Source organism: Kitasatospora sp. NPDC056138, assembly GCF_042264695.1.
In the GTDB taxonomy this organism is placed as follows: Bacteria; Actinomycetota; Actinomycetes; order Streptomycetales; family Streptomycetaceae; genus Kitasatospora.
The window spans coordinates 228750-245784 of record NZ_JBHJVK010000001.1 but is presented as its reverse complement, the minus strand read 5'-3'; the positions used below and the strand labels follow the sequence as shown (position 1 = coordinate 245784).

General features: G+C 66.8%; 30 protein-coding genes. All 30 read left to right on the top strand.

The window, feature by feature from the left end; all coding sequences use genetic code 11:
- The first annotated feature begins 7 nt into the window (after nt 1-7).
- Complete coding sequence (locus tag ACFC1R_RS01085) at nt 8-1303, top strand: lipopolysaccharide biosynthesis protein (protein WP_375930661.1); 1296 nt, start codon at nt 8-10, stop codon at nt 1301-1303.
- A 478-nt stretch (nt 1304-1781) separates the two neighbouring features.
- A complete protein-coding gene (gene rpsJ, locus ACFC1R_RS01080; RefSeq protein WP_012785157.1) occupies nt 1782-2090 on the top strand; it encodes a 30S ribosomal protein S10 in 309 nt (102 codons plus the stop codon).
- Nucleotides 2091-2104: 14 nt separating this feature from the next.
- Nucleotides 2105-2752 (top strand): 50S ribosomal protein L3, encoded by a 648-nt coding sequence (gene rplC / locus ACFC1R_RS01075; RefSeq protein WP_375930658.1) that lies wholly within the window; start codon nt 2105-2107, stop codon nt 2750-2752.
- A 4-nt stretch (nt 2753-2756) separates the two neighbouring features.
- A complete protein-coding gene (gene rplD, locus ACFC1R_RS01070) occupies nt 2757-3434 on the top strand; it encodes a 50S ribosomal protein L4 (RefSeq protein WP_375930655.1) in 678 nt (225 codons plus the stop codon).
- Nucleotides 3434-3754, top strand: coding sequence for a 50S ribosomal protein L23 (gene rplW, locus ACFC1R_RS01065; protein WP_045304591.1), 321 nt, complete (start codon nt 3434-3436; stop codon nt 3752-3754). Before rplD ends, rplW begins: the two co-directional genes overlap by 1 nt.
- 43 nt (nt 3755-3797) lie before the next feature.
- Nucleotides 3798-4634 (top strand): 50S ribosomal protein L2, encoded by an 837-nt coding sequence (gene rplB / locus ACFC1R_RS01060; protein WP_045304592.1) that lies wholly within the window; start codon nt 3798-3800, stop codon nt 4632-4634.
- A gap of 11 nt (nt 4635-4645) precedes the next feature.
- Nucleotides 4646-4927, top strand: coding sequence for a 30S ribosomal protein S19 (gene rpsS / locus ACFC1R_RS01055; protein ID WP_030280772.1), 282 nt, complete (start codon nt 4646-4648; stop codon nt 4925-4927).
- A 58-nt stretch (nt 4928-4985) separates the two neighbouring features.
- Nucleotides 4986-5333, top strand: a complete 348-nt coding sequence (gene rplV / locus ACFC1R_RS01050; RefSeq protein ID WP_045304593.1) for a 50S ribosomal protein L22 — start codon at nt 4986-4988, stop codon at nt 5331-5333.
- Complete coding sequence (gene rpsC, locus ACFC1R_RS01045; protein WP_375930650.1) at nt 5333-6157, top strand: 30S ribosomal protein S3; 825 nt, start codon at nt 5333-5335, stop codon at nt 6155-6157. The genes rplV and rpsC overlap by 1 nt, the downstream gene beginning before the upstream one ends.
- A 4-nt stretch (nt 6158-6161) precedes the next feature.
- On the top strand, nt 6162-6581 hold the full coding sequence (gene rplP / locus ACFC1R_RS01040) for a 50S ribosomal protein L16 (protein ID WP_033824227.1): 420 nt from the start codon (nt 6162-6164) through the stop codon (nt 6579-6581).
- On the top strand, nt 6581-6805 hold the full coding sequence (gene rpmC, locus ACFC1R_RS01035; RefSeq protein ID WP_375930647.1) for a 50S ribosomal protein L29: 225 nt from the start codon (nt 6581-6583) through the stop codon (nt 6803-6805). The genes rplP and rpmC overlap by 1 nt, the downstream gene beginning before the upstream one ends.
- Nucleotides 6805-7077, top strand: coding sequence for a 30S ribosomal protein S17 (rpsQ, locus tag ACFC1R_RS01030; RefSeq protein WP_014136278.1), 273 nt, complete (start codon nt 6805-6807; stop codon nt 7075-7077). Before rpmC ends, rpsQ begins: the two co-directional genes overlap by 1 nt.
- 103 nt (nt 7078-7180) lie before the next feature.
- Nucleotides 7181-7552 (top strand): 50S ribosomal protein L14, encoded by a 372-nt coding sequence (gene rplN, locus ACFC1R_RS01025; protein ID WP_030300391.1) that lies wholly within the window; start codon nt 7181-7183, stop codon nt 7550-7552.
- A 15-nt stretch (nt 7553-7567) separates the two neighbouring features.
- Nucleotides 7568-7879, top strand: coding sequence for a 50S ribosomal protein L24 (gene rplX / locus ACFC1R_RS01020; RefSeq protein WP_030232484.1), 312 nt, complete (start codon nt 7568-7570; stop codon nt 7877-7879).
- Nucleotides 7879-8448 (top strand): 50S ribosomal protein L5, encoded by a 570-nt coding sequence (gene rplE / locus ACFC1R_RS01015; RefSeq protein ID WP_030280779.1) that lies wholly within the window; start codon nt 7879-7881, stop codon nt 8446-8448. Before rplX ends, rplE begins: the two co-directional genes overlap by 1 nt.
- Nucleotides 8449-8452: 4 nt before the next feature.
- Complete coding sequence (locus tag ACFC1R_RS01010) at nt 8453-8638, top strand: type Z 30S ribosomal protein S14 (RefSeq protein WP_045305888.1); 186 nt, start codon at nt 8453-8455, stop codon at nt 8636-8638.
- Between the two features lie 288 nt (nt 8639-8926).
- Nucleotides 8927-9334 (top strand): 30S ribosomal protein S8, encoded by a 408-nt coding sequence (gene rpsH / locus ACFC1R_RS01005; protein ID WP_045305887.1) that lies wholly within the window; start codon nt 8927-8929, stop codon nt 9332-9334.
- A 22-nt stretch (nt 9335-9356) separates the two neighbouring features.
- Nucleotides 9357-9896, top strand: a complete 540-nt coding sequence (gene rplF, locus ACFC1R_RS01000) for a 50S ribosomal protein L6 (protein WP_045305886.1) — start codon at nt 9357-9359, stop codon at nt 9894-9896.
- A gap of 3 nt (nt 9897-9899) precedes the next feature.
- Entirely contained in the window at nt 9900-10283 is a 384-nt protein-coding gene (rplR, locus tag ACFC1R_RS00995) for a 50S ribosomal protein L18 (protein ID WP_031063032.1), read from the top strand.
- Between the two features lie 48 nt (nt 10284-10331).
- Nucleotides 10332-10952, top strand: a complete 621-nt coding sequence (gene rpsE, locus ACFC1R_RS00990) for a 30S ribosomal protein S5 (RefSeq protein WP_045305885.1) — start codon at nt 10332-10334, stop codon at nt 10950-10952.
- A complete protein-coding gene (gene rpmD, locus ACFC1R_RS00985; RefSeq protein WP_030055835.1) occupies nt 10952-11134 on the top strand; it encodes a 50S ribosomal protein L30 in 183 nt (60 codons plus the stop codon). Before rpsE ends, rpmD begins: the two co-directional genes overlap by 1 nt.
- A 1-nt stretch (nt 11135) precedes the next feature.
- Entirely contained in the window at nt 11136-11588 is a 453-nt protein-coding gene (gene rplO, locus ACFC1R_RS00980) for a 50S ribosomal protein L15 (protein WP_375930639.1), read from the top strand.
- 265 nt (nt 11589-11853) lie between these two features.
- Nucleotides 11854-13164 carry a preprotein translocase subunit SecY gene (secY, locus tag ACFC1R_RS00975; protein ID WP_045305883.1) on the top strand — a complete coding sequence of 437 codons (1311 nt, stop codon included), beginning with the start codon at nt 11854-11856 and terminating at the stop codon, nt 13162-13164.
- Complete coding sequence (locus tag ACFC1R_RS00970; protein ID WP_375930636.1) at nt 13164-13823, top strand: adenylate kinase; 660 nt, start codon at nt 13164-13166, stop codon at nt 13821-13823. The genes secY and ACFC1R_RS00970 overlap by 1 nt, the downstream gene beginning before the upstream one ends.
- A gap of 143 nt (nt 13824-13966) precedes the next feature.
- Nucleotides 13967-14806 (top strand): type I methionyl aminopeptidase, encoded by an 840-nt coding sequence (map, locus tag ACFC1R_RS00965; protein ID WP_375930633.1) that lies wholly within the window; start codon nt 13967-13969, stop codon nt 14804-14806.
- Nucleotides 14807-14926: 120 nt separating this feature from the next.
- Nucleotides 14927-15352 (top strand): large conductance mechanosensitive channel protein MscL, encoded by a 426-nt coding sequence (gene mscL / locus ACFC1R_RS00960; protein ID WP_375930630.1) that lies wholly within the window; start codon nt 14927-14929, stop codon nt 15350-15352.
- Nucleotides 15353-15522: 170 nt separating this feature from the next.
- A complete protein-coding gene (gene infA / locus ACFC1R_RS00955; protein ID WP_003956442.1) occupies nt 15523-15744 on the top strand; it encodes a translation initiation factor IF-1 in 222 nt (73 codons plus the stop codon).
- Nucleotides 15745-15779: 35 nt separating this feature from the next.
- Complete coding sequence (gene rpmJ / locus ACFC1R_RS00950) at nt 15780-15893, top strand: 50S ribosomal protein L36 (protein WP_003956441.1); 114 nt, start codon at nt 15780-15782, stop codon at nt 15891-15893.
- A 174-nt stretch (nt 15894-16067) separates the two neighbouring features.
- Nucleotides 16068-16448, top strand: a complete 381-nt coding sequence (gene rpsM, locus ACFC1R_RS00945) for a 30S ribosomal protein S13 (protein ID WP_045305879.1) — start codon at nt 16068-16070, stop codon at nt 16446-16448.
- Nucleotides 16449-16520: 72 nt separating this feature from the next.
- A complete protein-coding gene (rpsK, locus tag ACFC1R_RS00940; protein ID WP_030232513.1) occupies nt 16521-16928 on the top strand; it encodes a 30S ribosomal protein S11 in 408 nt (135 codons plus the stop codon).
- Nucleotides 16929-17035: the final 107 nt, after the last annotated feature.

Below are 17035 nucleotides of genomic sequence, written 5' to 3'. Positions count from 1 at the left end.
CCGACCCATGAACCCGACAGCCAGGCTGCGCACCGCACTCCCGCCCGGCACCCAGGCCGTGGCCGCCGGGACGGTGGTGCTCGGAGCCGCCTCCTACCTGCACCTCGCCGTCGCCGGGCACAGCCTCTCCACCCGGGACATGGCGGGCGTCTCGGTGCTCTGGACCATCGTGATGTCGGTCGGCATCGGCCTGTTCTTCCCGATCGAGCAGGAGCTCACCCGGACCGTCGCCGCCCGCGCGGTCCGCGGCGAGGGCGCGGGAGGGGTGCTGCGCCGCGCCGCACTGCTCACCGGCGGCGTCCTGGCCGTGGTGCTCGGCCTGATGGCCGCCGCCGCCCGCCCGCTGGCCGGCCTGCTCTTCCACGGCGACCTGACCCTGCTCGCCGCCCTCGGCGCCGCCTTCGCCGCGATGGCCTGCTGCTACCTGACCAGGGGCGTGCTCGCCGGGCTCGGCCGCTTCGGCGCGTACGGGACCCAGCTCGGCCTCGACGGCGGCGCACGGATCCTGCTCGCCCTCGGCTGCGCCGTCGCCGGGCCGCACTCCGCACTCGCGTTCAGCCTGATCCTGACGGCGGCGCCGCTGCTCGCCCTGCTCGCCACCCTGCCGCTCACCGTGCGCGCCGCCCGTCCGGGCCCGCCGGTCGGCTGGGCCGAACTCCTGCGCGGGCTCGGCCTGTTGGTCTGCTCGACGCTGCTCGCGCAGTGGATGGTCAGCGCCGCCGTGGTCAGCGTCCAGCTGCTCGAACCGGGGGCCGTCGACCTGATCACCGCGCTGCTCAGCGCCCTGGTGCTGGCCCGGGTGCCGATCTTCGTCTTCGGGGCGCTCCAGGCATCGCTGCTCTCCGGCCTGGCCGGCTCCGCCGCGCAGGGGCGGTACGCCGCCTTCACCGCGCTGCTGCGCAGGGCCGCACTGGCGGTCGGGCTGCTCTCGCTCGCCCTGGGGCTGCCCGCGGTCGCGCTCGGCCCCTGGCTGATCCGTCTGCTGTTCGCCGCACCACCCGTGCTGACCAGGCCGGACTTCCTCTGGCTTGCCCTGGGCACGCTCTGCTACCTGCTGGCGATGGTGCTCGGCCAGGGGCTGATCGTGCTGCACCGGCACCGGGTCCAGCTCGCCTGCTGGGCACTGGGAGCGGCGGTCCTGGCCGCCGTGACGCTGCTGCCCGGCCCGCTCGGCACCCGGGTCTGCCTCGCCTACGCCGCCGGGACGGCCGGCACCGCCGCCGGCATGGCGGCCGGGCTGCTGCGCCGCCCCGGGGCGGCCGTCCGGACCAACGGGGCCACCCGGACGCTCGACACGGTTTGACAGTCTGTGCCACCTGGGTAGTGTTCTGGACCCCGATTGGCGTTCGGGCCCCTTCCTGTGGCAGTATGTCCAAGTTGCTCGGTTGAGTTGCCGATGCTGCGCGCCTCCCGCCGGGAGGACCGGAAGCGAGTCCCATGTACTCGTCGTTCCCGTGATGGCCGTTCATGTGTTCACGTGCTCTGTGTGAATGCAGTGGTGTGTAAGCGACACCGCGGCAGCTGCGGGGCGAAAGTACGGGAATCTTCCGGGAAGCGTGGGCGGGGCCTCGACCCGGCGCCTGGTGGGTGCAAGACCTCACCGATCGAGAGTCGAAATCCGAACAAGAGAGCATCTTGTCCGGTTTTTTGCAAGCGGAAGGGCGACACGCCCGACCGCGTGGGTCGGAGAGAGTAACCATCCAGGGGTGCCACCGGACCAGTCCACCCGGACGAATCCGGCCGTAGAGGCAACAGACGACACAAAGGACTACTGAGTAGCCATGGCGGGACAGAAGATCCGCATCCGGCTCAAGGCCTACGACCACGAGGTCATCGACTCCTCGGCGAAGAAGATCGTCGAGACGGTGATTCGTACTGGTGCGCAGGTCGCAGGCCCGGTGCCGCTGCCCACTGAGAAGAACGTGTACTGCGTCATCCGCTCGCCGCACAAGTACAAGGACTCGCGCGAGCACTTCGAGATGCGTACTCACAAGCGTCTGATCGACATCCTCGACCCCACGCCGAAGACGGTTGACTCGCTGATGCGTCTCGACCTGCCGGCCGGCGTCGACATCGAGATCAAGCTCTGAGAGGCGCACCGAAGATGGCTAAGCAGATTAAGGGCATCCTGGGCGAGAAGCTCGGCATGACCCAGGTCTGGGACGAGAACAACCGGGTTGTCCCGGTGACCGTCGTCAAGGCTGGGCCGAATGTCGTGACCCAGGTCCACACCGCCGACAGCGCCGCCGGCTACAGCGCCGTGCAGCTCGGCTTCGGCGAGATCGACCCCCGCAAGGTGAACAAGCCCCTCGCGGGTCACTTCGCCAAGGCCGGTGTCACCCCGCGCCGCCACCTGGTCGAGATCCGTACCGCGGACGCCTCCGAGTACACCCTCGGCCAGGAGATCACCGCTGAGCTGTTCGAGGCGGGTGTCAAGGTCGACGTGACCGGCACCTCCAAGGGCAAGGGCTTCGCCGGTGTCATGAAGCGTCACAACTTCAAGGGCCTCGGCGCCGGTCACGGCACCCAGCGCAAGCACCGTTCGCCCGGTTCCATCGGTGGCTGCGCCACCCCGGGCCGCGTGTTCAAGGGCCTGCGCATGGCTGGTCGGATGGGCCACGAGCGTGTGACCACCCAGAACCTGACCGTGCACGCGGTCGACGCGGAGAAGGGCCTGCTGCTCATCAAGGGCGCAATCCCGGGTCCGAACGGCGGCCTCGTCCTCGTCCGCACCGCGGCGAAGGGGCTGTGAGGAAATGAGCACCATTGACATCCTGTCGCCGGCTGGCGACAAGGCCGGCAGCATCGAGCTGCCCGCCGAGATCTTCGACGCCAAGGTCAGCATCCCGCTGATGCACCAGGTCGTCGTGGCGCAGCTCGCTGCGGCCCGTCAGGGCACTCACAAGGTCAAGAACCGTGGCGAGGTCCGTGGTGGCGGCAAGAAGCCGTACCGCCAGAAGGGCACCGGCCGCGCCCGTCAGGGCTCGACCCGCGCGCCGCAGTTCGCCGGTGGTGGCGTTGTGCACGGTCCCGTGCCGCGTGACTACTCGCAGCGGACCCCGAAGAAGATGATCGCTGCCGCTCTGCGTGGCGCGCTCACCGACCGGGCCCGCCACGAGCGGATCCACGTGATCACCGCCGTGACCGCGACCGAGGCGCCGTCGACCAAGGCCGCCAAGGGCCTGTTCGGCAAGATCACCGAGCGCAAGAACGTCCTTCTGGTCGTTGAGCGCGAGGACGAGCTGGGCCTCAAGTCCGCTCGCAACCTGCCGAACGTCCACATCCTGGACGCCGGCCAGCTGAACACCTACGACGTGCTCGTCTCCGACGATGTGGTCTTCACCCAGGCCGCCTTCGAGCGTTTCGTGGCCGGTCCGGCCGCGTCCGCCAAGGCCGTTGCCGCTGAGGGCGAGCTCGAAGGGAGCGCCGCCTGATGAGCGACGTTACGAGCAAGACGTTCACGGACCCCCGTGACGTCCTGGTGAAGCCGGTTATCTCGGAGAAGAGCTACTCGCTCCTCGACGAGAACAAGTACACGTTCATCGTGTCGCCGGGCGCCAACAAGACCCAGATCAAGCAGGCCGTCGAGGCGGTCTTCTCGGTCAAGGTCGAGGCCGTCAACACGATCAACCGTCAGGGCAAGCGCAAGCGCTCCAAGACGGGCTTTGGCAAGCGCAAGGACACCAAGCGCGCCATCGTGACGCTGGCCGAGGGCAACCGCATCGACATCTTCGGTGGTCCGGTCTCCGCCTGACGGAGATCGTGATCGTCGATAAGGACGAGGACGAGAGAAGCCAATGGGCATCCGCAAGTACAAGCCGACTACGCCGGGCCGTCGTGGCTCCAGCGTGGCCGACTTCGTCGAAATCACGCGGTCCACGCCGGAGAAGTCGCTGGTTCGCCCGCTGCACAGCAAGGGCGGCCGTAACAACACCGGTCGTATCACCGCTCGCCACCAGGGTGGCGGTCACAAGCGCGCCTACCGCGTGATCGACTTCCGTCGTCACGACAAGGACGGCGTGCCGGCGAAGGTCGCTCACATCGAGTACGACCCGAACCGCACCGCGCGCATCGCGCTCCTGCACTACGCGGACGGCGAGAAGCGCTACATCATCGCCCCGCGCGGTGTTGCTCAGGGCGACCAGATCGAGAACGGTCCGGCCGCCGACATCAAGCCCGGCAACAACCTGCCGCTGCGCAACATCCCGGTCGGTACCACCATCCACGCGGTGGAGCTGCGTCCCGGTGGCGGTGCCAAGATGGCCCGCTCCGCCGGTTCCGGCATCCAGCTGCTCGCCCGTGAGGGTCGCATGGCGCACCTGCGCATGCCCTCCGGTGAGATCCGCCTGGTCGACGCGCGCTGCCGCGCCACCGTCGGCGAGGTCGGCAACGCCGAGCAGTCGAACATCAACTGGGGCAAGGCCGGCCGTATGCGCTGGAAGGGCGTCCGCCCGACCGTGCGTGGTGTCGCCATGAACCCGATCGACCACCCGCACGGTGGTGGTGAGGGTAAGACCTCCGGTGGTCGCCACCCGGTCTCGCCGTGGGGTAAGCCCGAGGGCCGTACCCGTCGCCCGAACAAGGCGTCGGACAAGCTCATCGTGCGCCGCCGCAAGACCAACAAGAAGCGCTAGGAGCAGGTCAGATGCCGCGCAGTCTTAAGAAGGGCCCCTTCATCGACGGCCACCTCATCAAGAAGGTGGACGCTCAGAACGAGGCGGGTACCCAGAACGTCATCAAGACCTGGTCCCGTCGTTCCGTGATCTCGCCGAGCATGCTCGGTCACACGATCGCGGTTCACGATGGCCGCAAGCACGTCCCGGTGTTCGTCACCGAGTCGATGGTCGGCCACAAGCTCGGCGAGTTCGCTCCGACCCGTACCTTCCGTGGCCACGTCAAGGAAGACCGCAAGTCGAAGCGTCGCTAAGCGCCTGAGCTTCAAGCGCCAGAACGACTCAATGACTTACTCCATTAAGGGGACAACCATGGAAGCCAGGGCCCAGGCGCGGTACATCCGCGTCACGCCCATGAAGGCCCGCCGCGTGGTGGACCTCATTCGTGGCCTCAACGCCACGGAGGCCCAGGCCGTCCTGCGTTTCGCTCCGCAGGCAGCCACCGTGCCGGTCGGCAAGGTGCTCGACAGCGCCATTGCCAACGCCGCGCACAACTACAACCACTCCAACGTGGACGACCTCGTGATCAGCGAGGCGTACGTTGACGAGGGCCCGACCCTGAAGCGGTTCCGTCCGCGTGCCCAGGGCCGTGCCTACCGGATCCGCAAGCGGACCAGCCACATCACCGTGGTCGTCAGCAGCAAGGAAGGGACCCGGTAATGGGCCAGAAGGTTAACCCGCACGGGTTCCGCCTCGGCATCAGCACGGACTTCAAGTCCCGCTGGTACGCCGACAAGCTGTACAAGGACTACGTCAAGGAAGACGTTGCCATTCGTCGCATGATGACGAAGGGCATGGAGCGGGCCGGCATCTCGAAGGTCGAGATCGAGCGCACCCGCGACCGCGTCCGCGTTGACATCCACACCGCTCGCCCCGGCATCGTCATCGGCCGCCGTGGCACCGAGGCCGACCGCATCCGCGGCGACCTCGAGAAGCTGACCGGCAAGCAGGTCCAGCTGAACATCCTCGAGGTCAAGAACCCCGAGCTGGACGCCCAGCTCGTGGCTCAGGGCGTCGCGGAGCAGCTGTCCTCCCGCGTGTCGTTCCGCCGTGCCATGCGCAAGTCGATGCAGGGCACCATGAAGTCCGGCGCCAAGGGCATCAAGGTCCAGTGCTCCGGTCGTCTCGGCGGCGCCGAGATGAGCCGTTCGGAGTTCTACCGCGAGGGTCGCGTGCCGCTGCACACCCTGCGTGCGAACGTCGACTACGGCTTCTTCGAGGCCAAGACCACCTTCGGCCGCATCGGCGTGAAGGTCTGGATCTACAAGGGCGACGTCAAGAACATCGCCGAGGTCCGCGCTGAGAACGCCGCTGCCCGCTCGGGCAACCGCCCGGCCCGTCCCGAGGGTGGTCGTCCCGCCCGCGGTGGCGAGCGCCGTGGTGGCGAGCGCGGTGGCCGCGGCCGTCGTCCCGCCGCTGCCGAGGCCACTGCGGCCCCGGTGACCGAGGCGCCGGCTGCCGAGAACACCGGAACGGAGGCCTGACCCCATGCTGATCCCTCGTAGGGTCAAGCACCGCAAGCAGCACCACCCCAAGCGTCGTGGCGCTGCCAAGGGTGGCACCGAGCTCGCGTTCGGCGAGTACGGCATCCAGGCCGTGACCCCGGCCTACGTGACGAACCGTCAGATCGAGTCCGCTCGTATCGCGATCACCCGTCACATCCGCCGTGGTGGCAAGGTCTGGATCAACATCTACCCGGACCGCCCGCTCACCAAGAAGCCTGCCGAGACCCGCATGGGTTCCGGTAAGGGTTCGCCGGAGTGGTGGATCGCGAACGTGCACCCGGGTCGGGTCATGTTCGAGCTGTCGTACCCCAACGAGAAGGTGGCTCGTGAGGCGCTGACCCGCGCAGCTCACAAGCTCCCGATGAAGTGCCGGATTGTCCGGCGCGAGGCAGGTGAGAGCTGATGTCGGCCGGCACCAAGGCTGCTGAGCTGCGCGAGCTGGACAACGAGGCTCTCGTTGCCAAGCTGCGCGAGGCCAAGGAGGAGCTGTTCAACCTCCGCTTCCAGGCGGCGACCGGGCAGCTCGACAACCACGGACGGCTCAAGCTCGTCCGTAAGGACATCGCGCGGATCTACACCCTGATGCGCGAGCGCGAGCTGGGCATCGAGACGGTGGAGAGCGCCTGATGACTGAGAACACCAACGAGACGCGCGGTTTCCGCAAGACCCGTGAGGGTCTCGTCGTCAGCGACAAGATGGACAAGACCGTCGTCGTCGCCGTCGAGGACCGCGTCAAGCACGCTCTGTACGGCAAGGTCATCCGCCGTACGAACAAGCTGAAGGCGCACGACGAGCAGAACGCCTGCGGCGTGGGCGACCGGGTTCTCCTGATGGAGACCCGCCCGCTGTCCGCGACGAAGCGCTGGCGCGTCGTCGAGATCCTCGAGAAGGCCAAGTAACGAAGCCGATGTGGTACGGCCGTATGTGCAGCGGGTCCCTCACGGGACGCCGGTGTGAGCAGCGGCCGGCCCGTCGTCTCTCGTTGACGATCAGGAGAAAGCTGTGATCCAGCAGGAGTCGCGACTGCGCGTCGCCGACAACACGGGTGCCAAGGAGATCCTCTGCATCCGCGTTCTCGGTGGCTCCGGTCGCCGCTACGCCGGTATCGGGGACGTCATCGTCGCCACCGTCAAGGACGCGATCCCCGGTGGTTCGGTGAAGAAGGGTGACGTCGTCAAGTGCGTCGTCGTCCGCACCGTGAAGGAGCGCCGTCGTCCGGACGGTTCCTACATCCGTTTCGACGAGAACGCCGCTGTCGTTCTCAAGAACACCGATGGTGACCCCCGTGGTACCCGCATCTTCGGCCCGGTGGGCCGCGAGCTGCGTGACAAGAAGTTCATGAAGATCATCTCGCTGGCGCCGGAGGTGCTCTAACCCATGGCGAACAGCATGAAGATCAAGAAGGGTGACCTGGTTCAGGTCATCACCGGCAAGGACAAGGGCAAGCAGGGCAAGGTCATCCAGGCCATGCCGGCTGAGAACAAGGTCCTGGTCGAGGGTGTGAACCGGGTCAAGAAGCACACCAAGCCGGGCCCGGGCACCCAGGGTGGCATTGTCACCGTCGAGGCTCCCGTGCACGTCTCCAACGTCCAGCTGGTCGTGGAGAAGGACGGCAAGAAGGTCGTCACCCGCGTTGGTTACCGCTTCGACGACGAGGGCAACAAGATCCGCGTTGCCAAGCGAACCGGTGAGGACATCTGATGTCTGAGACGACTGTTGAGAAGGTGGCCCCCCGCCTCAAGGAGCGTTACAACTCCGAGATCAAGGGCCAGCTGCAGGAGCAGTTCTCGTACGAGAACGTCATGCTGATCCCCGGCCTGGTCAAGGTCGTGGTCAACATGGGTGTCGGCGAGGCCGCCCGTGACAGCAAGCTGATCGAGGGCGCGATCCGCGACCTGACCGCGATCACCGGTCAGAAGCCGGCCGTGACCAAGGCTCGCAAGTCCATCGCGCAGTTCAAGCTGCGCGAGGGCCAGCCGATCGGCACCCACGTCACCCTCCGTGGTGACCGCATGTGGGAGTTCCTGGACCGTCTGGTGTCGCTGGCTCTGCCGCGTATCCGCGACTTCCGTGGTCTCTCCCCCAAGCAGTTCGACGGCCGTGGCAACTACACCTTCGGTCTGACCGAGCAGGTTATGTTCCACGAGATCGACCAGGACAAGGTCGACCGTCAGCGCGGTATGGACATCACCGTCGTGACCACCGCTCAGACCGACGACGAGGGCCGGGCGCTCCTGCGCGCTCTGGGCTTCCCGTTCAAGGAGGCGTGAGCCAATGGCGAAGAAGTCCCTCATCGCAAAGGCCGAGCGTAAGCCGAAGTTCGCGGTCCGGGCGTACACCCGGTGCCAGCGCTGCGGCCGTCCGCACTCGGTGTACCGCAAGTTCGGCCTGTGCCGTGTGTGCCTCCGTGAGATGGCCCACCGCGGCGAGCTGCCGGGCGTGACCAAGAGCTCCTGGTAGTCACCTACTAGAGCTCTGGGCATCCAGCGACGCAGAGGTGCCCGGCCCCACTCCCTGCTCCTGCCTTCGGGCGGAGTTTGGGCTCCCGCCAGGGATCCCGTAAGGTGGTGGGGTCGGGCCCCCTGCCGCGGCATTCCCTATGAATGCTCGCGGCTCTCGTTTGAGGGCTCGCAACCCAGTCTTACTACGTCGTAGGTCCCCTGCGCTTGTGCCCCTTTCGCACTCTGACGAGTGCGCGGAGGGGGACCTGGTGCGGAGAAACCATGGCGAGAGAGGCCTGAGGCCACCATGACCATGACCGACCCCATCGCAGACATGCTCACGCGTCTGCGTAACGCTAACTCGGCGTACCACGACTCCGTGGCGATGCCGGCTAGCAAGATCAAGGCGCACGTCGCCGAGATCCTGCAGCAGGAGGGGTACATCTCCTCCTACAAGGTTGAGGACCCCACTGAGGGCGAGGTCGGCAAGAAGCTGACCATCGAGCTCAAGTTCGGCCCCAACCGTGAGCGCTCCATCGCCGGCATCAAGCGCATCAGCAAGCCGGGTCTGCGCGTTTACGCAAAGTCCACCAACCTGCCGAAGGTTCTCGGCGGCCTGGGCGTGGCGATCATCTCCACGTCCTCCGGCCTCCTGACCGACAAGCAGGCCGCCAAGAAGGGCGTAGGCGGAGAAGTTCTCGCCTACGTCTGGTAATTCGGGAAACGGAGGTACAGCAATGTCGCGCATTGGACGGCTGCCCATCTCGGTTCCCGCCGGCGTGGACGTCACCATCGATGGCCAGGCGGTCTCGGTGAAGGGCCCGAAGGGCTCCCTCACCCACGTTGTCGCCGCGCCGATCGAGATCGGCAAGGGCGAGGACGGCACCCTGCTCGTCACGCGTCCGAACGACGAGCGTCAGTCGAAGGCCCTGCACGGCCTGACCCGCACGCTGGTGGCGAACATGATCACCGGCGTGACCGCGGGCTACCGCAAGTCGCTCGAGATCAGCGGTGTTGGTTACCGAGTCGCAGCGAAGGGCTCCTCGATGGAGTTCCAGCTCGGCTACAGCCACCCGATCCTGGTCGAGGCGCCGGAGGGCATCTCCTTCGTCGTCGAGTCCGCCACCAAGTTCCACGTGGACGGCATCGACAAGCAGAAGGTCGGCGAGGTCGCCGCCAAGATCCGCAAGCTGCGTAAGCCTGACCCGTACAAGGCCAAGGGCGTCAAGTACGCGGGCGAGGTCATCCGCCGCAAGGTCGGAAAGAGTGGTAAGTAAGCGATGAGCGTCTCTGTCAAGATCGGCAAGGGCAACGCCTACAAGAGCGCCGCTCGCAAGCGCCGCGCGATCCGCGTTCGCAAGCGCGTCGTCGGCACCGAGGTGCGTCCGCGCCTCGTTGTGACGCGCTCGAACCGTCACATGGTCGCCCAGGTCATCGACGACGCCAAGGGTCACACCCTGGCGTCGGCGTCCACCCTCGACGTGTCCATCAAGGGCACCGAGGGCGACAAGACCGAGCTGGCCAAGAAGGTCGGGAGCCTGGTCGCCGAGCGCGCCAAGGCCGCCGGCATCGAGTCGGTCGTCTTCGACCGCGCGGGCAACCGGTACGCCGGCCGCATCGCCGCTCTGGCGGACGCGGCTCGTGAGGCCGGGCTCGACTTCTAAGCCGCTCGTCGGCTCTGTCGACGGACGTAAACGAGAGAGGTAATTCCAATGGCTGGACCCCAGCGCCGCGGTAGCGGCGCCGGCGGTGGCACCGGCGGCGAGCGGCGCGACCGTAAGCGTGACGACCGGGGCGCTGCCCAGGTCGTCGAGAAGACGGCTTACGTCGAGCGCGTCGTTGCGATCAACCGTGTCGCCAAGGTTGTCAAGGGTGGTCGTCGTTTCAGCTTCACCGCGCTGGTCGTGGTGGGCGACGGTGACGGCACCGTGGGTGTCGGTTACGGGAAGGCGAAGGAGGTTCCGGCCGCCATCGCCAAGGGTGTTGAGGAGGCCAAGAAGAACTTCTTCAAGGTCCCCCGTATCCAGGGCACCATCCCGCACCCGATCCAGGGCGAGAAGGCCGCCGGCGTCGTGCTGCTGAAGCCGGCGTCCCCCGGTACCGGTGTTATCGCCGGTGGCCCGGTGCGTGCCGTCCTGGAGTGCGCCGGCGTTCACGACATCCTGTCGAAGTCGCTCGGCTCGGACAACGCGATCAACATCGTGCACGCCACCGTGGCTGCTCTGAAGGGCCTCGTGCGCCCCGAGGAGATCGCCGCCCGCCGTGGCCTGCCGCTGGAGGACGTGGCTCCCGCCGCTCTGCTGCGGGCTCGTGCTGCCGGGGTGAGCGCCTGATGGCTCGCCTGAAGATCACGCAGACCAAGTCCTACATCGGTAGCAAGCAGAACCACCGTGACACCCTGCGTTCGCTTGGTCTCAAGCGCATGCACGACGTGGTCGTGAAGGAGGACCGTCCCGAGATCCGCGGGATGGCCCACACCGTCCGCCACCTCGTCACGGTCGAGGAGGTTGACTGACATGGCGGACTCTCCGCTGAAGGTCCACAACCTGAAGCCTGCCCCGGGTGCCAAGACCGCCAAGATCCGTGTTGGTCGTGGTGAGGGCTCCAAGGGTAAGACCGCAGGTCGTGGTACCAAGGGCACCAAGGCCCGTTACCAGGTTCCGCAGCGCTTCGAGGGTGGGCAGATGCCCCTCCACATGCGCCTGCCGAAGCTGAAGGGCTTCAAGAACCCGGCCCACAAGCAGTTCCAGGTCGTGAACCTGGAGAAGCTGGCCGAGCTCTTCCCGCAGGGTGGCGAGGTCACCGTCGCGGCTCTGGTCGAGAAGGGCGCCGTTCGCAAGAACGAGCTCGTCAAGGTCCTCGGCCAGGGCGACATCGCGGTTGCGCTGCAGGTGACGGTCGACGCCGTCTCCGCCTCGGCCGCCGAGAAGATCGTCGCCGCCGGCGGCTCCGTGACCGAGCTCATCTGAGACCGGTGACTCACGGGCCCGGTACTTCCCGAAAGGGAGGTACCGGGCCCGTTCTCTTTGTGTGTCAAATCCGGGCATCCCGTACCCCATAAGTAGGGGAGCGGCGGCACACGCTTTTTCCGAGTGGCCACACACTGTTAGAGTCCGTGAAGTTCCCTTGTACGCTGGCGCGAGGTTTGCCTGCGCTGCTCGTGCCGGGGATCGCAAACTCCCCCATCAGGACCGACCCTCCCGCCGACGATGCGCGGGAGGCGCAGGAGGCACCGTGCTCAGTGCGTTCGCGCGGGCGTTCCAGACGCCCGACCTGCGCAAAAAGCTGCTGTTCACGCTGGGCATCATGGTGCTGTTCCGGCTGGGCGCACACATCCCAGTGCCGGGCGTCAACTTCGTCGCCGTCAACCAGTGCGTGGCCCAGACCAAGAGCAGTGGACTCTTCGGCCTGGTCAACCTGTTCAGCGGCAACGCGCTGCTGCAGCTGACGATCTTCGCGCTCGGCATCATGCCGTACATCACGGCCAGCATCATCCTCCAGCTCCTCACCGTGGTGATCCCGCGGCTCGAGGCGCTGAAGAAGGAGGGCCAGGCCGGTACCGCGAAGATCACCCAGTACACCCGCTACCTGACCATCGCGCTCGCGGTGCTGCAGGGCACCGGCATCGTGGCGACGGCCTCCAGCGGCGCGCTCTTCTCGGGCTGCCCGCTCGCCACCCAGATCGTGCCGGACCAGTCGATCTTCCGGATCGCGGTCATGGTCATCACGATGACCGCCGGTACCACCGTGATCATGTGGCTGGGTGAGCTGATCACCGACCGCGGCATCGGCAACGGCATGTCCATCCTGATCTTCACCTCCATCGCGGCCGGCTTCCCGGGCTCGATGTGGGCGATCAAGCAGTCCGGCAAGCTGTTCGGCGGCTGGGGCGAGTTCTTCAGCGTCATCCTGGTCGGCGTCGTCGTGGTGGTGCTGGTCATCTTCGTCGAGCAGGCCCAGCGCCGGATCCCGGTCCAGTACGCGAAGCGCATGATCGGCCGCCGCGCCTTCGGCGGCACCTCGACGTACATCCCGCTGAAGGTGAACCAGGCCGGTGTCATCCCGGTCATCTTCGCCTCGTCGCTGCTCTACATCCCGGCACTGGTGGTCCAGCTGACCAACAGTCAGGCGGGCTGGGCGACCTGGATCCGCACCAACTTCGTCAAGGGTGACCACCCGATCTACATGGTCACGTACTTCGTGCTGATCGTGTTCTTCGCCTTCTTCTACGTCGCCATCTCCTTCAACCCCGAAGAAGTTGCCGACAACATGAAGAAGTATGGTGGGTTCATCCCGGGCATCCGGGCAGGCCGCCCGACGGCCGAGTACCTTAACTACGTGCTGACCCGTATCACGTGGCCAGGTGCGCTCTATCTGGGCCTGATCGCGTTGATCCCGATGATCGCCCTGGTCGCCTTCGGACAGCAGACCAACTTCCCGTTCGGCGGCACCAGCGTCCTCATCGTCGTCGGCGTCGGACTCGAAACTGTGAAGCAGATCGAGAGCCAGCTCCAGCAGCGTAATTACGAAGGGTTCCTCCGCTGATGCGTATCGTCCTCGTCGGACCTCCCGGGGCCGGGAAGGGTACTCAGGCGCACGTGCTCGCCAAGACCCTGTCCATCCCCCACATCTCCACCGGTGACCTGTTCCGCGCCAACATCAGCCAGGGCACCCCGCTGGGGCTCGAGGCCAAGGCGTACATGAACGAGGGCCGCCTGGTGCCGGATGAGGTCACCATCGGCATGGCCAAGGACCGGATGCTGCAGCCGGACGCCGCGCACGGCTTCCTGCTGGACGGCTTCCCCCGCAACCTGGGCCAGGCCAAGGCACTGGACGAGTTCCTGACCGAGCAGGGCATCACCCTGGACGGCGTGCTCGATCTGGAGGTCTCCGAGGACGAGGTCGTCAAGCGGATCGCCGGCCGCCGGCTGTGCCGCAACGACGGCGGTCACGTCTACCACGTGATCTACAACCCGCCGAAGGCCGAGGACGTCTGCGACGAGTGCGGCGGCGAGCTGTACCAGCGCTCGGACGACACCGAGGACAAGGTGCGGACCCGGCTGGAGGTCTACCACACGGAGACCGAGCCGATCATCGACTACTACGCGCAGCAGGGCGTCCTGGTGACCATCCCGGCGCTGGGCAAGGTGGACGAGGTGACCGCGCGCGCGGTCGCCGCCCTGGAGCAGAAGAAGAACGGCTGACCGAAGAGCAGTCGGTCCGTACGGCCGCGGAGCCCCTGGCGGGGTACCGCGGCCGTACGGCGTCGTACGGCGTCGTACGGTGGAATGAGCACGGCCGCCCGGCAAGGACCGGGCGCGCGACGAACAGTGGAAGGCGTGACCAGATGGTGGAGATCAAGACCCCCGAGCAGATCGCGAAGATGCGGGCGGCCGGGCTGGTCGTCGCCGAAGCGCTCAAGGCCTGCCGGGAGGCGGTCGCCCCCGGCATCACCACGGGCGAGCTCAACGACATCGCGGACAAGGTCATCACCTCGCACGGTGCCACCTCGAACTTCCGCGCCGACCACGGTGGCCTCTGGTTCCCGGGCGTGATCTGCGCCTCGGTCAACAACGAGGTGGTGCACGGCATCCCCGGCGACCGGGTGCTGCAGGAGGGCGACCTGATCTCGATCGACTGCGGCGCGATCGTGGACGGCTGGCACGGCGACGCGGCCATCTCCGTCCCGGTCGGTGAGGTCCGCCCCGAGGTGGCGATGCTCAGCCGGGTCACCGAGGGCTCGATGTGGGCCGGCATCGCGCAGATGAAGAAGGGCAACCGCCTGGTCGAGGTCTCCAAGGCGATCGAGGGCTTCATCCGCCGTCAGCCGCTGCCCCCGAAGGGCAAGTGGGGCATCACCGAGGGGTACGGCGGCCACGGCATCGGCACCGCGATGCACATGGAGCCGCACGTGCTGAACTACGTGGAGGGCCGCCGGGGCAAGGGCGTCAAGCTGGTCCCCGGCACCGTGCTGGCGATCGAGCCGATGGTCTCGCTGGGCACCCCGCACACCGCGATCCTGGAGGACGACTGGACGGTCGTCACCAACGACGGCACCTGGGCCGCGCACTGGGAGCACTCGGTGGCCGTCACCGAGCAGGGCCCGCTGGTCCTCACCGCCTTCGACGGCGGCCGGGCCGAACTCGCGAAGCTCGGCATCACCGCAGCTCCGGACCCCCTCGCCTGATCCGATGGCCCGTCAGGGGCCTGGCGGCCGATGCCGCCAGGCCCTTTGTCCTATTTTGCGGCTGATATGCTCCCAGGCTTGGCCAGGGCAGGTCAGCAGAACAGGACTGAGGGAGCAGAAGTGCTCAAGGGTTTCCGTGACTTCATGATGCGCGGCAACGTCATCGACATGGCGGTCGGTGTCGTCATCGGTGCGGCCTTCACCGCGGTGGTGACCGGCTTCGTCTCGGCCTTCCTCACCCCGCTGGTGGGTGTGGTGGTCGGTGCGGCCGGCGACTTCAGCAGCTACAAGTTCACGGTGATGGACGTCACCTTCCCGTACGGCCAGTTCCTCAACGTGCTGATCGCCTTCGTCATGACCGCCGCGGTGCTGTACTTCTGCGTGGTGCTCCCGGTGACCAAGGCGACCGCCCGCTACCTGCCCAAGAAGCCCAAGGTGGCCAAGCGGCCCTGCCCCGAGTGCCTGACCGAGATCCCCGAGGCGGCCCGCCGCTGCTCGGCGTGCACCGCGCACGTGGAGCCGCTGGCCTACGCCCCGCAGCGCTGATTTCGCCTTGGTGCGGTGCTTGGTTTACGATGGTGCGTCGGCTCACTCGTAGCGTGCTTCGGCACGCCCTCTTCCCACAGGGCTAGTCCCTGCTAGGGGTGGGGTGGACCCAGGCTCGCACGAGCGTGCCGCATGCGGTAGCCGGCCCCGGAAGGTGGATCTCGCAGTTCATGGCAAAGAAGCAAGGCGCCATTGAGATCGAGGGCACCGTGATCGAGTCTCTTCCGAACGCCATGTTCAAGGTCGAGCTGCAGAACGGTCACAAGGTCCTCGCGCACATCAGCGGCAAGATGCGTATGCACTACATCCGCATCCTCCCGGACGACCGGGTCGTTGTAGAGCTCAGCCCTTACGACCTGACTCGCGGCCGGATCGTCTACCGGTACAAGTAAGCAACTGTCAGATCTAGACCCGGAGAACCTGAACCATGAAGGTCAAGCCGAGCGTCAAGAAGATCTGCGACAAGTGCAAGGTGATCCGCCGCCACGGTCGGGTCATGGTGATCTGCGACAACCTGCGCCACAAGCAGCGCCAGGGCTGATCTCTCCCCAGCATTTCTCGTAGTACTTCGCGCGACGCGAAAACGTCATAAGCGGGCCGTCCGATCCAGCCGAGAGGCTGGACTGCCACCCCCGGTCAGAGGCCGGGGCTCCCACACCGAGAGGTGTCGGAGTAGGCGGCGCGTAAGACCTCTGAAGAAACACAGGAGCCTTGAATGGCACGCCTCGCCGGCGTTGATCTCCCCCGTGAAAAGCGGATCGAGATCGCCCTCACCTACGTCTACGGCATCGGCCGTACCCGCGCCCAGCAGACGCTGGCCGAGACCGGTGTGAACCCGGACGTCCGCGTCCGCGACATCACCGAGGACGACCTCGTCAAGCTGCAGAAGTGGATCGACGCCAACTTCACGGTCGAGGGTGACCTCCGCCGCGAGGTGGCCGCCGACATCCGCCGCAAGGTCGAGATCGGCTGCTACGAGGGTCTGCGTCACCGCCGTGGCCTCCCGGTCCGCGGTCAGCGCACCCACACCAACGCGCGTACCCGCAAGGGCCCGCGTCGCGCGATTGCCGGCAAGAAGAAGCCGGGCAAGAAGTAGTCCGCCCGTTAACCGGACATCCCTCCGGCCCGCGGGTTAGCGGACCGACCACCTCAGTAGGAGAACAGACTTATGCCCCCCAAGGGTCGTCAGGCTGCCGGCGCGAAGAAGATCCGCCGCAAGGAAAAGAAGAACGTCGCTCACGGCCACGCGCACATCAAGAGCACGTTCAACAACACCATCGTTTCGATCACCGACCCCGCGGGCAACGTGATCTCCTGGGCCTCCGCCGGCCACGTCGGCTTCAAGGGCTCGCGCAAGTCCACCCCGTTCGCCGCGCAGATGGCCGCCGAGGCCGCTGCCCGTCGCGCGCAGGAGCACGGCATGCGCAAGGTCGACGTCTTCGTCAAGGGTCCGGGCTCCGGCCGTGAGACCGCGATCCGCTCGCTCCAGGCCACCGGCCTGGAGGTGGGCTCGATCCAGGACGTCACCCCCACCCCGCACAACGGCTGCCGTCCGCCGAAGCGCCGCCGCGTCTGACGCAGCGCCTTCGGGCACGCAGTCGAGTTAAACCTGGTACGGGGTCCTGTTTCGCGCAGGACCCCGTACTCTTGGTCCTGTCGGCATCAAATAGTGGGTGCCGAAGA

Excerpts from the sequence above, each read along its gene's own strand:
- ACFC1R_RS01085 (WP_375930661.1), top strand. The coding sequence starts at position 8 with ATGAACCCGACAGCCAGGCTGCGCACCGCACTCCCGCCCGGCACCCAG.
- rpsJ (WP_012785157.1), top strand. The coding sequence starts at position 1,782 with ATGGCGGGACAGAAGATCCGCATCCGGCTCAAGGCCTACGACCACGAG.
- rplC (WP_375930658.1), top strand. The coding sequence starts at position 2,105 with ATGGCTAAGCAGATTAAGGGCATCCTGGGCGAGAAGCTCGGCATGACC.
- rplD (WP_375930655.1), top strand. The coding sequence starts at position 2,757 with ATGAGCACCATTGACATCCTGTCGCCGGCTGGCGACAAGGCCGGCAGC.
- rplW (WP_045304591.1), top strand. The coding sequence starts at position 3,434 with ATGAGCGACGTTACGAGCAAGACGTTCACGGACCCCCGTGACGTCCTG.
- rplB (WP_045304592.1), top strand. The coding sequence starts at position 3,798 with ATGGGCATCCGCAAGTACAAGCCGACTACGCCGGGCCGTCGTGGCTCC.
- rpsS (WP_030280772.1), top strand. The coding sequence starts at position 4,646 with ATGCCGCGCAGTCTTAAGAAGGGCCCCTTCATCGACGGCCACCTCATC.
- rplV (WP_045304593.1), top strand. The coding sequence starts at position 4,986 with ATGGAAGCCAGGGCCCAGGCGCGGTACATCCGCGTCACGCCCATGAAG.
- rpsC (WP_375930650.1), top strand. The coding sequence starts at position 5,333 with ATGGGCCAGAAGGTTAACCCGCACGGGTTCCGCCTCGGCATCAGCACG.
- rplP (WP_033824227.1), top strand. The coding sequence starts at position 6,162 with ATGCTGATCCCTCGTAGGGTCAAGCACCGCAAGCAGCACCACCCCAAG.
- rpmC (WP_375930647.1), top strand. The coding sequence starts at position 6,581 with ATGTCGGCCGGCACCAAGGCTGCTGAGCTGCGCGAGCTGGACAACGAG.
- rpsQ (WP_014136278.1), top strand. The coding sequence starts at position 6,805 with ATGACTGAGAACACCAACGAGACGCGCGGTTTCCGCAAGACCCGTGAG.
- rplX (WP_030232484.1), top strand. The coding sequence starts at position 7,568 with ATGAAGATCAAGAAGGGTGACCTGGTTCAGGTCATCACCGGCAAGGAC.
- rplE (WP_030280779.1), top strand. The coding sequence starts at position 7,879 with ATGTCTGAGACGACTGTTGAGAAGGTGGCCCCCCGCCTCAAGGAGCGT.
- ACFC1R_RS01010 (WP_045305888.1), top strand. The coding sequence starts at position 8,453 with ATGGCGAAGAAGTCCCTCATCGCAAAGGCCGAGCGTAAGCCGAAGTTC.
- rpsH (WP_045305887.1), top strand. The coding sequence starts at position 8,927 with ATGACCATGACCGACCCCATCGCAGACATGCTCACGCGTCTGCGTAAC.
- rplF (WP_045305886.1), top strand. The coding sequence starts at position 9,357 with ATGTCGCGCATTGGACGGCTGCCCATCTCGGTTCCCGCCGGCGTGGAC.
- rplR (WP_031063032.1), top strand. The coding sequence starts at position 9,900 with ATGAGCGTCTCTGTCAAGATCGGCAAGGGCAACGCCTACAAGAGCGCC.
- rpsE (WP_045305885.1), top strand. The coding sequence starts at position 10,332 with ATGGCTGGACCCCAGCGCCGCGGTAGCGGCGCCGGCGGTGGCACCGGC.
- rpmD (WP_030055835.1), top strand. The coding sequence starts at position 10,952 with ATGGCTCGCCTGAAGATCACGCAGACCAAGTCCTACATCGGTAGCAAG.
- rplO (WP_375930639.1), top strand. The coding sequence starts at position 11,136 with ATGGCGGACTCTCCGCTGAAGGTCCACAACCTGAAGCCTGCCCCGGGT.
- ACFC1R_RS00970 (WP_375930636.1), top strand. The coding sequence starts at position 13,164 with ATGCGTATCGTCCTCGTCGGACCTCCCGGGGCCGGGAAGGGTACTCAG.
- map (WP_375930633.1), top strand. The coding sequence starts at position 13,967 with ATGGTGGAGATCAAGACCCCCGAGCAGATCGCGAAGATGCGGGCGGCC.
- infA (WP_003956442.1), top strand. The coding sequence starts at position 15,523 with ATGGCAAAGAAGCAAGGCGCCATTGAGATCGAGGGCACCGTGATCGAG.
- rpmJ (WP_003956441.1), top strand. The coding sequence starts at position 15,780 with ATGAAGGTCAAGCCGAGCGTCAAGAAGATCTGCGACAAGTGCAAGGTG.
- rpsM (WP_045305879.1), top strand. The coding sequence starts at position 16,068 with ATGGCACGCCTCGCCGGCGTTGATCTCCCCCGTGAAAAGCGGATCGAG.
- rpsK (WP_030232513.1), top strand. The coding sequence starts at position 16,521 with ATGCCCCCCAAGGGTCGTCAGGCTGCCGGCGCGAAGAAGATCCGCCGC.